The 12,492-nt window shown below is 71.6% G+C and carries 12 protein-coding genes; 6 read left to right on the top strand and 6 right to left on the bottom strand.

The genetic code is table 11. The annotated features are described in order from the left end of the window. Positions 1-144: 144 nt before the first annotated feature. Positions 145-792 carry a TetR family transcriptional regulator gene (locus ACFVZW_RS33640; protein ID WP_384529569.1) on the bottom strand — a complete coding sequence of 216 codons (648 nt, stop codon included), beginning with the start codon at positions 790-792 and terminating at the stop codon, positions 145-147. A 248-nt stretch (positions 793-1,040) separates the two neighbouring features. Between ACFVZW_RS33640 and ACFVZW_RS33635 the strand changes: the two genes are divergently transcribed. After that, a complete protein-coding gene (locus ACFVZW_RS33635) occupies positions 1,041-1,955 on the top strand; it encodes a VOC family protein (protein WP_384529566.1) in 915 nt (304 codons plus the stop codon). Between the two features lie 10 nt (positions 1,956-1,965). Here the strand turns inward: ACFVZW_RS33635 and ACFVZW_RS33630 are convergent, their stop codons facing one another. Continuing rightward, positions 1,966-2,877 (bottom strand): IS200/IS605 family accessory protein TnpB-related protein, encoded by a 912-nt coding sequence (locus tag ACFVZW_RS33630; protein WP_384529563.1) that lies wholly within the window; start codon positions 2,875-2,877, stop codon positions 1,966-1,968. Positions 2,878-3,311: 434 nt separating this feature from the next. Here ACFVZW_RS33630 and ACFVZW_RS33625 point away from each other — a divergent pair, with 434 nt between their 5' ends. Further along, entirely contained in the window at positions 3,312-5,696 is a 2,385-nt protein-coding gene (locus ACFVZW_RS33625) for a PQQ-binding-like beta-propeller repeat protein (RefSeq protein WP_384529560.1), read from the top strand. Positions 5,697-5,728: 32 nt separating this feature from the next. Here the strand turns inward: ACFVZW_RS33625 and ACFVZW_RS33620 are convergent, their stop codons facing one another. Then, positions 5,729-6,331: a hypothetical protein gene (locus ACFVZW_RS33620; RefSeq protein ID WP_384529557.1), complete on the bottom strand. Its 603-nt coding sequence runs from the start codon at positions 6,329-6,331 to the stop codon at positions 5,729-5,731. A 105-nt stretch (positions 6,332-6,436) separates the two neighbouring features. Here ACFVZW_RS33620 and ACFVZW_RS33615 point away from each other — a divergent pair, with 105 nt between their 5' ends. Beyond that, positions 6,437-7,000 carry a hypothetical protein gene (locus ACFVZW_RS33615; RefSeq protein ID WP_384529554.1) on the top strand — a complete coding sequence of 188 codons (564 nt, stop codon included), beginning with the start codon at positions 6,437-6,439 and terminating at the stop codon, positions 6,998-7,000. A 75-nt stretch (positions 7,001-7,075) separates the two neighbouring features. Beyond that, positions 7,076-7,612: a hypothetical protein gene (locus ACFVZW_RS33610; RefSeq protein ID WP_384529551.1), complete on the top strand. Its 537-nt coding sequence runs from the start codon at positions 7,076-7,078 to the stop codon at positions 7,610-7,612. Between the two features lie 14 nt (positions 7,613-7,626). Here ACFVZW_RS33610 and ACFVZW_RS33605 read toward each other — a convergent pair whose 3' ends face one another. The 3 genes from ACFVZW_RS33605 to ACFVZW_RS33595 are packed head-to-tail and all read right to left on the bottom strand — an operon-like array spanning position 7,627 to position 9,968. After that, entirely contained in the window at positions 7,627-8,397 is a 771-nt protein-coding gene (locus tag ACFVZW_RS33605; RefSeq protein WP_384529549.1) for an enoyl-CoA hydratase/isomerase family protein, read from the bottom strand. Then, positions 8,394-8,819: a Zn-ribbon domain-containing OB-fold protein gene (locus tag ACFVZW_RS33600; RefSeq protein ID WP_384529546.1), complete on the bottom strand. Its 426-nt coding sequence runs from the start codon at positions 8,817-8,819 to the stop codon at positions 8,394-8,396. Before ACFVZW_RS33600 ends, ACFVZW_RS33605 begins: the two co-directional genes overlap by 4 nt. 6 nt (positions 8,820-8,825) lie before the next feature. Beyond that, positions 8,826-9,968, bottom strand: coding sequence for a lipid-transfer protein (locus ACFVZW_RS33595; protein WP_383558542.1), 1,143 nt, complete (start codon positions 9,966-9,968; stop codon positions 8,826-8,828). A 92-nt stretch (positions 9,969-10,060) separates the two neighbouring features. Between ACFVZW_RS33595 and ACFVZW_RS33590 the strand changes: the two genes are divergently transcribed. Both ACFVZW_RS33590 and ACFVZW_RS33585 read left to right on the top strand, forming a co-directional pair. Then, on the top strand, positions 10,061-11,611 hold the full coding sequence (locus ACFVZW_RS33590; RefSeq protein WP_384529543.1) for a FadD3 family acyl-CoA ligase: 1,551 nt from the start codon (positions 10,061-10,063) through the stop codon (positions 11,609-11,611). A 90-nt stretch (positions 11,612-11,701) separates the two neighbouring features. Further along, complete coding sequence (locus ACFVZW_RS33585; RefSeq protein ID WP_384529540.1) at positions 11,702-12,349, top strand: hypothetical protein; 648 nt, start codon at positions 11,702-11,704, stop codon at positions 12,347-12,349. Positions 12,350-12,492: the final 143 nt, after the last annotated feature.

Below are 12,492 nucleotides of genomic sequence, written 5' to 3'. Positions count from 1 at the left end.
TGGGGTGTGGGGGGGGGGGGGGGGGGGGGGTCGGGTGGGTGGGTTTGTGCCCTCGCCCCCCCCCTGTCTCCCCTCCTCTTCTGTGGGGGGGCCGCCCCCCCCCCCCCGCGACAGGACGGATGGGTGGGGAAGTGCGGCGGGGCGCTACTTCGTCGGCTTCTTGCCCGTGATCCCCAGATGCACCAACAGCGCCAGATTCGGCTTCAGTTCGGCCTGCTTCACACCCCAGGTCTGGAAGCCCTTCTGGTGCCCGGCCACCGAGGCCAGCATCGCGACCAGGGAGCCCGCCATCGCCGCGGGGCTGACATCCTTGTCGACCTTCCCCTTGGACTGGAGCTCCTTCACCGTGTCCGTGAGGGAGTTGGTGACGGAGTTCAGGATCTTCATGCGGATCTTGTAGAACCGCTTGTCGCCCTCCGCGGCCCCGAGGTCCACGACCCGCAGGATCGCGTCGTGCCGGCGCCAGAAGTCCAGGAAGCCCTCGACGAGTTCCTCGGAGGTCTGCCAGCCCGCCTTGCCGACCCAGGAGCGGCCGGAGACGAGCTCGGTCAACCCCGCGCCTTCCTTGGCCATTTCCTCCGCGATCTCGAGAACGGCGCCCTCGACGTCGGGGAAGTACTGATAGAACGTCGCGGGTGAAGTGCCCGCCTTCCGGGCCACGTCGATGACCTTGACGTCCCGGTACGGCGAGGAGCTGAGCATCTCGCTGAGGCAGTCGAGCAGCTTCTGCCGCGTCGCCTGACCGCGTCGTCCGGCCACGCGGCCGTCGACGGTGCGTACTTGTCCTGTCATGCCGTCAGCTTACCGAGGGGTGATCGGCGCGCGATTCGACCGACTGCAAATGGGGTGCACCCCCTCCCGGGCGGTCGACGGAGGAGCCCCGGGGGTGCGGAGCGGGCTCGTACTCGAAAAGCTTATTAACAGCCTGTGGATAACTTCGGTGGACAACTCAAGGAATCCGGTGTCCGCAGGGTCCCTATATGGCGGTATGTTCGATTACGGGGCGTGCGGGGCGGGTCACCCGGATCTAGCGTGGAGCCATGGCCGCATTCACAGAGGGCACCCCCTGCTGGGTGGAAGCGCAGCTCCCCGACCTCGAGGCGGGCAAGCGGTTCTACGGCGAGCTCTTCGGCTGGACCTTCGACCCCGACCGCGACGAGGCCCGCAAGGACGGCAAGCGGGTGGCCGGCCTCATCCCCAAGCGGGACGGCCGGATGCCCACGACCTGGACCATCTACCTCGCCACCCGGGACGCCGGCACCCTCGCCGCCCGGATCAAGGCCGCGGGCGGCCAGATGATCATGGAGCCGTACCCCGTCGGCCCCTTCGGTGTCCTCGCGCTCGCCGCCGACCCCGGCGGCGCCGTCTTCGGCCTGCGCCAGTCCGGTGAGGACGACGGCTTCGAGCGGACGATGCTCCCCGGCTCCTTCTGCTGGATGGAGGTCTATACGAGGGAACGGGACGCGGTCGACACCTTCTACGCCTCCGTCTTCGGCTACCTCGGCACCCAGGTCGAGCCGGACGAGGAGGGCAGGGAAGGCGACTTCGACTACCGCGTCTGGTCCCCGCCGGGCTCCCGCGCCGGCGACGACACGTCCTTCGGCGGCCGGGCCGTCCTCACCGAGGCCTTCCCGGCCGAGCTGCCGGGGCACATCCTCGTCTACTTCGCCGTCGACGACTGCGACCGGACCTGCGCGACCGCCACCGTCCTCGGCGGCCGCGTCACGAACCCGCCCTTCGACACCCCGCACGGCCGCATCGCCGTCCTCCGCGACAACCAGGGCGCCCGCTTCGCCGTCCTCGCGGAACCCGCCGAAGAGGCCGTCGCCGAGCCCGCCGAAGAACCCGCACGGGAACCCGGACGGGACCCTTCCGGCGCCCCCTCGGACTCGCCGCCCGACGAATCCACCGAATCATCCGAAAAGCCCTCCACCCCGCCCGGCGAAATGAGATAGGACACCGTTCCTAAAGGCCGAGCGGTAGCGGTTCCTGCTGCCAGGCGCCACGCTCAGCCGTGTGTCCCGAACGGTCTTGGACACACTGGTTCCCCGCGTTCTCGCCGCTTCCGGGCGGCACGGATCGTGTCCGTGGTCCCGGGATGCGGGGGCTGGGTTCCTCACGCCCAAGGGCGCCCGATCCGGCCTGGACGGTCCGATGCCCCATGCGATCGCTCCGGTCGTGTGGGGGCGGTGCTGTCCGTCGCCTGATCGCGTGTCCTTGGGCGCGCCTCCCGACCGCGACGCTTGCCGCATCGTGGCGGGTGGTTCTGCGAGTCCTGCTGGTCAGTGGGGATTGCCAGTGCTGGGCGCCCCACTTCGACGTGTAGGCCGGGTCGACGGCGATGACGGCGATACCGGAGGCGCTCGTCATCGACGCCAGCCGTGCACGCAGCTTGCCCGTCGGCATTCCCGAGATGAGATGCCTGAATTTGTGCTTGCGGCCGTGCTTCTCCCGCGTCTTGTCGGTCCCGAAGTCCAGGTTCTCGACGGCGATGGCCTTGACGCCGCAGGCTCGCGCCCAGTGCACGAGCCGGGTGACGGCGTGGCGGAGTTGGGCGTCGTGGCGATCGGTCGACCCTGTCAGGTCGTAGAAGAACTGCCGCGGGTGGCCGATGGGGTTGCCGTGGACATCGAGACGCCAGGCGGCGAGGTGGTCGGCGTTGGTGTCCACGCCGATCACTCCGCCTGCGAGCGCTGCGCTCAGGGAGACGGTCTTGGTGGGTGGAATCTGCCAGGAAGCTGTCACGTACCAGCGGCCCCGTGTCACATCGGCCCCGGCCCACCGTGCCGACGACAGTGGCGTCAAAGCACGCTTGCGGGCGGCCCACGTTTCCTTGGAGTGCCGCAGGCCGTCGGCGCAGCGGATCTTGAGGTCCATGGAGGCGAGTGAGCCCAGGTGTGCGCCTACCTGCTCAAGGACTTCTACGTCCTTGGGTGCCAGGCCCTTGAGGCGGCTCCTGAGCGTCACACCCGATGGCCCTTGGGCTACATAGGGTGGGTCGATCGTCCGTAAGGCGTCAGCCATGCCGAGCCGCTCCCATCCTCGCCAGCTGCTTCACGTCGTTCACTCTGCCGTCCCTAGTCGCACAAACAGCCTGATATCGCACACGCGAAGCACATTGAGTGACGACTCGCTTACGTGTTCGCAACCCTGGGTGCCCGCTCAACGCCGCTCACGCTCGGATGAAAGACCTTCCGGCCAAACGGGCGACACCCCGATCCGCCCCCGGGTTCGCAACCGTCGCCTCGGACAGGAAGAATCAGGGCCACGGGGCCGTATTCTCATGGCCCGTACGGGGAGGTGGCAGGCAAGTGGAGCAGCTGACGCAGCACGACCCGAGACGGATCGGGCCCTTCGAGGTGCTGGGCCGGCTCGGTGCAGGTGGCATGGGCCTGGTCTATCTCGCGCGCTCGGCGTCCGGGCGGCGCGTGGCGATCAAGACCGTGCGGACCGAGCTCGCCGAGGACCAGCTGTTCCGTGTCCGCTTCACCCGTGAGGTCGAGGCCGCGCGTGCCGTCTCCGGCTTCTACACGGCCGCGGTCGTCGACGCCGATCCTCGGGCCGCCGTGCCCTGGCTCGCCACCGCGTACGTGCCCGCGCCCTCCCTCGAAGAGATAGTGAACGAGTGCGGGCCGCTGCCGGCCCAGGCCGTGCGGTGGCTGGCCGCCGGTGTCGCCGAGGCCCTGCAGTCCATCCACGGCGCGGGCCTGGTCCACCGCGACCTCAAGCCGTCCAACGTCCTCGTCGTCGAGGACGGCCCCCGGGTGATCGACTTCGGTATCGCCTCCGGGGTCTCGAACACCCGCCTGACCATGACGAACGTCGCCGTCGGCACGCCCGCGTACATGTCGCCCGAGCAGGCCCGCGACTCGCGCAGCGTCACCGGCGCCAGCGACGTCTTCTCGCTCGGCTCGATGCTGGTCTTCGCCGCCACCGGGCACGCGCCCTTCCATGGCGCGAACCCTGTCGAGACGGTCTTCATGCTGCTCAGGGAGGGTCCGGACCTGGAGGGTCTGCCGGACGAGCTGCGCCCGCTCATCGAGTCCTGTATGCAGATGGACGTCTCGCGCCGGCCCACCCCGGCCGACCTCCAGGCGCAGCTCGCGCCCCATCTCTTCGGCTCCGGCAGCGACGACAGCGGCACGGCCTCGGCCTGGCTGCCGCAGCGCGCCACGGCCATGATCGAGACGCGCCGGGGCGGCCGCCCGAGCGCCCCGCCGCCCCCGGCCGCGCCGCCCACCCCGCCGCGTCCGCCCCGGTCCACGCCCGAGTGGGGCGGCGACGCGCACTCCGGCCAGCCCGGCGGCGGCCGTCATGCCGCGCCCGCCGAGGCCGCCGGTCCCGTGCGGCTCGCCGGCGCCGCCGTCCCGATCGGTCCCGGCCTCCGGGTCGCCGACACCCGCGCCGCCGTCGGCCCGGTCGTCGACGCGGGCCCGGCCACCGGCTGGATCCGCCCGCCCGGCGGCGGCCCGAACGGCGCCGAGCCCGGCCCCCCGCCGGGCTCCCGCCCGCTGCCCGCCCCGTCCCCCGCACCGGAGGCCGCGCAGGAGCCGGCGCACTGGCGGCCCTGGCGTTTCCGGATGTCGAACGACGTCTGGGGCACCCCGGTCGTCGCCGGGGACCTCCTTTACGTCACCTCCTTCGAGGTGCACGCCCTGGACGTGGCCAGCGGCCGCCGCCAGTTCAAGACGCGGGACGTGGCCTGGTCCATGGCCGTGGCCCAGGGCCGTGTCCACGCCTCCGACGGGCCCACGCTGTACGCGCTCGACGCCACGGACGGCAGCGAGCGCTGGCGGCTGCAGACGGACGCCTGGGTGTACTCCCTCAAGGTCGACCGGGGCACGGTCGTCACCGGCACCCGGGGCGGCGGGGTCCAGGGCTGGGAGGCGTCCAACGGCGCCAAGCTGTGGGAGGTCACCGGCGCGCAGACGGACTTCGAGACCCCGGAGGCCGGGCCGGCCGTCCACGGCGACACCGTGTACGTGTGGCGCGACGCCCGGCTCCAGGCGCTGGACGCCCGTACGGGTGTGGAGCGCTGGTCGTACCCGGTGGGGGACGCCGCCTCCTGCGGCAACGTCCCCGTGCGGGTGACGCCGGCGGAGGACGGCTGTGTCTATGTCTCGGCCGGTACGCGCGTGCTGTCGATCGACATCGCGGGCGGGCACGTCCGCTGGCACTTCGAGGCGCCCGCCGTCTTCCTCTCCCCGCCGACCTTCGCCCCGGGTCCCGCCGTGACGGGCGGCGGGGTCTATCTCGCCGACTACCTCGGCACGGTGTACGCGCTCGACGCGACCACCGGCCAGGACCGCTGGCGGATCGCCACCGAGTCCCGCCAGTCGATCGAGCCGGTGCTGGTCGTCGACGGCAACGTCCATGTGGGCAGCGGCAGCGCGCTGTACACGCTCGATGCGGTGACCGGTACCCCGAAGTGGCGGTTCGCGGCGGGTGGCGAGCTGATCGGCGCCCCGGTCGTCGCCGACGGCCGGGTGCACTTCGGCTCTGCGGACCACGTCCTGTACACGCTGGACGCGATGGGCGGCCAGCTCCGCTGGAAGCTCGCGACCGGCGGCGAGATCACCGGCTCGCCGGTGGCTCGGGGCGGGGTCGTGTACGCGTGCAGCAAGGACCGCTGTGTGTACGCGCTGGACGCGGTGAAGGGCACGGCGACGGGTCGGGGGGCGGCGCCCAGGGCGTGAGCCTGCCGGGCCTGGCGCGCAGGCGCGCGTGGTCAGGCGCGGTGGTTCGGATTCGGTGGCTCGGGCGTGGTGTCCGAGTGCCAGGACGGGACGTCCATGGTCCGGGTGGGTGTCTCGTACGGTCCGTCCGGCGGCGTCGGGTACGTGGGCTGGGTCGGGTACGTCGGCTGCGTGGGCTCCGTGGGCCGGCCGGCCTCCGGGCCGAGGGCGACGTGGTGCGCGCGGGTGCGGCCCGACATGACCACCGACGCCAGGAGGAGCAGGACTCCGCCGCCGAAGGCGTTCGCGACGCCGTCGCCGAGCCCCGTGCCGTCGCCGGCGACGGTCAGGCTGCCTTCGGCCTGGCCGACGCGGACCATCCACAGGACGGTGAAGCCGAGCACGATCACCCCGGCGAGGGCCACGAGCAGGCGGGAGCGGAACACCACGCCGGCGAGGGTGACCACGGCCGCGAAGGCGAACGGCAGCAGGATCGAGCCGATCACCTCCGCCTTGACGTCGGTGATGCCCCCGAACAGGTCCTCGATGCGGTAGTCGCTGCCGTGACGGCCGTCGTACCAGGCACGGAAGGGGCTCCAGACGGCGGCCGTCGCTCCGGCGAGGGCCAGGACCGAGCCGATGACGTTGCGGATCATCGATCGGCCTCCTTGCGGTCCGGCTCTCGCTGTCGACGCTACGCCGGGTGCGGGGGCCCCGCCACGCGGCGCTAGGGTGGCGCGGACACGACAGGAAGGCCAGGGATGGCAACGGGGACGGCGCGCCGTCGGGGCATCAGGCTTACGGCGACGCTCACGATGGTGGTGCTCGCTCTGACGGGATTCCAGACGACGAGCCACGGCAAGGGCAAGAGCGGCAAGAGCAAGAGCAGCAGCTCCAGTGGTGGTGGCTGCTCCAGCTCCAAGAAGAAGAACGACGACTACGACAGCGACGACCTCTCCGGAAGCTCGGGCGGCAGCGACTACACCACCGCGCCGGCCTCGCCGAGCGTGACGTCGTCCCCGACCTCCACGGTGGAGGTGGTGGTCGTCGACTGTGTGAAGCCCGCGCAGAAGAAGCGCAAGGGCAAGCCGGCCCGCAAGGCGGATACGACGGCGACGCTGCGGATCACCTCCCGCGAGACCTTCACGGAGACCTTCAAGGTCGAGGTCGACTTCGAGGGTTCCGGCGGTGTGGACGTCGACGAGGCGCAGAAGCTGGTGACGGTCGAGCCGGGTGAGACGAAGACCTTCGACATCGCGATGGCGTCGCCGAAGACGGTCGACCGTGTCAGGACGTGTGCGATCGCAGGTGTCACCGTCCAGTAGGGTGACGTGCGCTCGTCAAGGCGGGCGTTTCCACTCCGCTCATTCGTACTGCACACACTCAACGGGGGTTGAAGCGTGAAGCTTCGTCATGTCCGTGCCATCGCCGTCTTCGGCATCGCTCTGGTCGCGCTCACCGGTGCCCGCGGCTCCAACGGCGGCAGCTGCGGCGGCTCCAGCTCCGGCGGCTCCAGCAGCTCCAGCAGCGGCGGCTCCGACAGCAGCAGCTCCAGCAGTGGCGGCTCCAGCAGTGGTGGCTCCGACGGCAGCAGCTCCAGCAGCGGCGGTCTGACCACCGGCGGCGTCGGCGGCTCGTCGAAGGACAAGGCCCAGCGCGACGTCCGCATCGACGAGTGCAAGCTCAGCGACGACCGCAAGAACCTGGTCGCCAAGGTGACGATCACCAACAGCGACTCCTCGGCGTACCTCTACGACGTCTCCCTGCAGTTCAAGGGCGACGCGAGCGCCAACGTCGCGATCGCGAAGGCCGACGACGTCCGCGTCGAGGCCGGCGCCTCGAAGGCGACCGAGGCGACCACCCCGTACACCGGCACCGGCGACGGCTCCGAGTACACCCGGTGCGTCGTCGTCGACGCCGACCGCACCATCGGCTGATCCGAGCCCGAGCGCTACCGCAGCCGGAAGCCGTCGCCTCTCCGGGTGAAGAGCTCCGCCTGGCGCTCCGGCGCCAGGTTTCCGAGCGCGATCAGATGCGGGGCGTGGGCGAGGGCCTGTGCCCGGGCGGCCTCCTTGGCCGACCACAGGGCGCGGACCGTGCCCTGGACCGCCTCGGTCGGGTACGAGGCGATGACGGCGGCGGCCCGGCGGGCGGCGTCCAGCGCCCCGCCGGGCTCCGTCAGCTCGGAGACGAGCCCCGTCTCGTAGGCCCGGCGGGCCGAGATCCGCTCGGCCGTCCCCATCAGCGCCATGCGGGCCACCTCCCCGAACGGCATCTTCTGCGCCATGTGGATCGTCTCGAAGGCGCTGACCATCCCGTAGGTGGTGTGCGGGTCGAAGAAGGACGCTTCCTCGCCCGCGACGAGGAACTCCGCCTCCCCGAGCAGATAGAACGCCCCGCCGCAGGCCATCCCCTCCACGGCGGCGACGACCGGTTTCCACAGGTCGTTCGCCTTGGGGCCGATCGCGATCAGCGGATCGTCGATCGTGTACGGGGACGAGGGCTGCGGGACCTCGGCCGAGCGGTCGATGCCGGTGCAGAAGGCCCGGGTGCCCGCCCCGGTGACGACGATGGCCCGCACCTCGTCCTCGTAGCGGAACTCCCGCCAGGTGGTGGCCAGTTGCCGGGCCATGTCGAGCGTGATCGCGTTGTGCTTCTCCGCCCGGTCGAGGGTGACGACCGCGACGCCGGTCTCCTTGTCGCGTACGACGGTGACGGTCATCCGCGCTCCAGGAGCCAGCGCGGCACGGTCACCCCGTCGACCTCGGTGAAGGCCACCCGCACCCCGGCCCCGATCCGCAGCCGCCCCGGATCGACCGAGTCGAGCGCCCCGTCCGGGGTCGCGACGACATTGCCGACGAGACGGATGCGGGGCGCGTCGGCGAGCTCGACGAGGACCGCGTTATACGGGGCCTGGGCGGCGTAGTCGGGCAGGAGGGGTGGATGGGGCAGGACGTACGACCAGATCCGGCCGCGCCCGGACATCAGGCGCCACTCGGCGGCGAAGGACTGGCAGTGCGGGCAGCAGGGCCGGGGCGGGAAGCGCAGCTCGCCGCAGTCGGTGCAGCCCTGGATCCTCAGCTCGCCCCGGGCGGCGTACTCCCAGAAGGGGGCGCCGTCCTCGTCGACGACGGGTGTCAGCATCGTGTCTCAGCTCCTCAGCAGGATCGCCGACGTGGGGACGCCCTCACCGGCGGTGACCAGACAGGTGGCGGCGTTCGGGACCTGGGCGGTGGAGCTGCCGCGGAGCTGCTTCACGCCCTCGTTGATGAGGTTGAAGCCGTGGACGTACGCCTCGCTGAGTCCGCCGCCGCCGGTGTTGATCGGCAGCCGCCCGCCGATCTCCAGCGCGCCCCCCTCGGTGAACGCGGCGCCCTCGCCGCGGTCGCAGAATCCGTACCCCTCCAGGGAGAGCGGGATGAGCGGGGTGAACGCGTCGTAGATCTGGGCCACGTCGACGTCCTGGGGTCCGAAGTCGGCCTGTTTCCAGAGGTGTCGGGCGGCCGTCCAGGCGGGGCCGGAGAGCGGGTCGTCGTTCCAGTAGTTGACCATCCCGTGGTGCTGGGCGGGCAGCCCCTGGGCGACGGAGTGGACGTACACGGGCTTCTGCCGGCAGTCGCGGGCCCGCTCGGCGCTCACGATGACGCACGCCAGCGCCCCGTCGGTCTCCAGGCAGTTGTCGAAGAGGCAGAGGGGTTCGCTGATCCACCGGGCGGTCATGTACATCTCGCGGGTCAGCGGCCGTTCGTACATGATCGCGGCCGGGTTCTGGTTGGCGCGGTTGCGGCAGGCGAGGGCGACGTTGAAGAGGTGGTCGCGGGTGGCGCCGTACTCGTGCATGTAGCGGCGGGCGAGCATCCCGATCTCGTCGGTGGGGCGCAGCAGCCCGAAGGGCCGGGTCCACTGGCCGGGGGTGGGCAGCTGCACGGCGGTGTTCTTCCACGGCCGGGGGCCGCTGCCGCGCTTGCGGGACCGCCAGGCCACGCCGACGCTCGCCTGGCCGGTGGCGACGGCGGCGGCGAGATGGCCGACGGTGGCGCACGAGCCCCCGCCGCCGTAGCCGATCTTGGAGAAGAAGGTGACGTCTCCGGCGCCGATGGCCTTGGCGACCTCGACCTCGTCGGTCTCCTCCATCGTGTACGAGGCGAAGGCGTCGACCTCGGAGGGCGCGATGCCGGCGTCGTCGAGGGCGGCGAGGATCGCCCGGCAGGCGAGCGTCTTCTCGGACTCGGGGAGCCGTTTGGCGAACGGTGTCTGACCGATCCCGACGATGGCCGTGGCGTCCTTGAGCACTGCAACCTCCCCGATCGCGAGCTGCTGACAGCGCGTCAGGGTACAGCTAATCTGACGGATAGTCAGCTACGGGTGCGGCGGAAGGGACTGCAATGCGCGGTGACCTGGAATGGGGCTCGATAGCGGGGCTGGTGCGCTCGGCGGCCGAACGGTACGGGACGGCGGAGGCGGTGGTCGACGGCCGTACCCGCGTCTCGTACGAGGAGCTGGGCGAGCGCGTCGAACGGGCGGCGGCGGCCTGCCTGGCGGCGGGCGTGGAGCCCGGCGACCGGGTCGGGATCTGGGCGCCGAACACCCTGGAGTGGATCGTCTCGGCCCTCGGCGCGGTGACGGCGGGGGCGGTGCTGGTCCCGCTGAACACCCGCTTCAAGGGCACGGAGGCGGCCTACGTGCTGGCGCGCTCCCGGGCGAGGCTGCTGTTCATCACGGGGACGTTCCTCGGGACCTCGTACGTCGCGTCCCTGCGCCGCGCCGGGGTCGAACTCCCGGACCTGGAACGGGTGGTGGTGCTCGCGGACGCCGCGCCCGAGGACTACACGACCTGGAAGGACTTCCTCGCGGAGGGCGAGTCCGTCTCCTCGGCCGAGGTGCGGGCCAGGGCCGACGCGATCGACTCCGCCGCCCCCTCGGACATCATCTACACCTCGGGGACGACGGGCGCCCCCAAGGGCGCGGTGATCACGCACGCCCAGACACTGCGCTGCTACGACATCTGGTCGGAGCTCGCGGGACTGCGGGAGGGCGACCGCTATCTGATCGTGAACCCGTTCTTCCACACCTTCGGCTACAAGGCCGGGATCATCGCCTGCCTGATGCGCGGTGCCGTGATGGTCCCGCAGCCCGTCTTCAACGTGGACACCGCGCTCGCGAACATCGCCGCCGAACGCGTCTCGGTCCTGCCGGGACCGCCGACCCTGCACCAGTCGCTGCTCGACCATCCCGCCCGGTCCTCGTACGACCTCTCCGCCCTGCGGCTCGTGGTCACGGGCGCCGCCGTCGTACCGCTGCGGCTGGTCGAGCGGCTGCGCGGTGAGCTGGGCGTCGGCACGGTCCTCACGGCGTACGGCCTCTCCGAGGCGAGCGGCATCGTCACCATGTGCCGCAGGGGCGACCCGGCGGACGTCATCGCGACCACCTCGGGGCGCCCGATCCCCGACACGGAGGTCCGGCTCTCGGCGGCGGGCGAGGTCCTGGTGCGCGGCCACAACGTCATGAGCGGCTACTTCGAGGACGGCCCGGCCACCGCGGAGGCCGTCGACGCGGACGGCTGGCTCCACACGGGCGACGTCGGCGTCCTGGACGGGGCGGGCAACCTGCGGATCACGGACCGCATCAAGGACATGTTCATCGTCGGCGGCTTCAACGCCTACCCGGCGGAGATCGAGCAACTCCTCGGCTTGCACCCGGACATCGCCGACGTCGCCGTCATCGGCGTCCCGGACGCGCGCCTGGGGGAGGTCGGGAAGGCGTTCGCGGTCCGGCGTGCGGGGTCGACGGTCACCGCGGACGACCTGATCGCGTGGGCGCGGAGGGAGATGGCGAACTACAAGGTGCCGCGGGAGGTGGAGTTCGTCGGGGAACTGCCGAGGAACGCGAGCGGGAAGGTGGTCAAGGGCGTGCTGAGGTCACAACTACGTCGCTGACCGGCGGAACCTCGGCTTCACCGTGGGCGCGCCCGGCACAATCCGCAACGCACTGCGTCCCCTTACCCATGTCTCCCCTTGGAGCAGCCGGTGTCGTCTCCCGAACTCCCCATCACCCTGACCCCGCAGCAGGCGGCGACGGGTGTGACCCTCACCCTCACGCTGCCGACCGGCCCCGCGCACATACGCATCCCACCGTGCCGGCACGGAGACGTGATCCCGACCCAGGTCGGCAACAGCACGGTGCTCCTGCGCATCCAGGTCGCCGGCCCCGCGCAGCCCCCGCGCAAGTCGAGTCCCTGGGGCTGCCTGGTGACGCTCGGCGTGGTCGGCGCCGTCATCGCGGCGCTCGTCCTCACCGACGACGGCGATGACAAGACGCCCACGGCCGGCTCGCCGACGGTGCCGGTCACCACGTCCGCGTTCCCGACGGCCACCCCGACCACGGCCCCGACGACGGAGGCGCCGCCGGACCCGTACGCCAAGGGCACCTGCCTCAACGGGCGGCTGCCGGACTCGACGACCGCGCAGAGCGTGAGCAACGTGGAGGAGGTCTCCTGCTCGGCCTCGGACGCCCACTACCGGGTGATCGAGACGATCCCCCTGACCTCGGACCTGAACCGCTGCAACGACAACCCGAAGACGCAGTACGCCTTCTCCCACCGCTACACGATCAACGGGGCGACGATCAACGAGTACGTGTACTGCCTGGTGGGCCTGGGCTCGTTCGCGCGCTGAGGTGCGGCGCGAGGCCGCTGCCCGCCGCGGGCACGCAAGAGGGGCCGGGCGTCCCCCCCGGCCCTCCGGGTGGGGGTGCGGGCCTGGGGGGCCGGGGGGCGCCGCGCGAGTCGGCCCCGCGCGTGGGGCGGGCCCCGGGGGCC

The organism is Streptomyces sp. NPDC059567 (assembly GCF_042735655.1).
Classification (GTDB): domain Bacteria; phylum Actinomycetota; class Actinomycetes; order Streptomycetales; family Streptomycetaceae; genus Streptomyces.
Note: the sequence above shows the minus strand (reverse complement) of the source record. Positions and strands in the feature narration are given on the sequence as shown.

What these genes read in the sequence shown, in the direction of transcription:
- ACFVZW_RS33640 (WP_384529569.1), bottom strand. Translation starts at nt 792, where the DNA reads ATGACAGGACAAGTACGCACCGTCGACGGCCGCGTGGCCGGACGACGC.
- ACFVZW_RS33635 (WP_384529566.1), top strand. Translation starts at nt 1,041, where the DNA reads ATGGCCGCATTCACAGAGGGCACCCCCTGCTGGGTGGAAGCGCAGCTC.
- ACFVZW_RS33630 (WP_384529563.1), bottom strand. Translation starts at nt 2,877, where the DNA reads ATGGACCTCAAGATCCGCTGCGCCGACGGCCTGCGGCACTCCAAGGAA.
- ACFVZW_RS33620 (WP_384529557.1), bottom strand. Translation starts at nt 6,331, where the DNA reads ATGATCCGCAACGTCATCGGCTCGGTCCTGGCCCTCGCCGGAGCGACG.
- ACFVZW_RS33615 (WP_384529554.1), top strand. Translation starts at nt 6,437, where the DNA reads ATGGCAACGGGGACGGCGCGCCGTCGGGGCATCAGGCTTACGGCGACG.
- ACFVZW_RS33605 (WP_384529549.1), bottom strand. Translation starts at nt 8,397, where the DNA reads ATGACCGTCACCGTCGTACGCGACAAGGAGACCGGCGTCGCGGTCGTC.
- ACFVZW_RS33600 (WP_384529546.1), bottom strand. Translation starts at nt 8,819, where the DNA reads ATGCTGACACCCGTCGTCGACGAGGACGGCGCCCCCTTCTGGGAGTAC.
- ACFVZW_RS33590 (WP_384529543.1), top strand. Translation starts at nt 10,061, where the DNA reads ATGCGCGGTGACCTGGAATGGGGCTCGATAGCGGGGCTGGTGCGCTCG.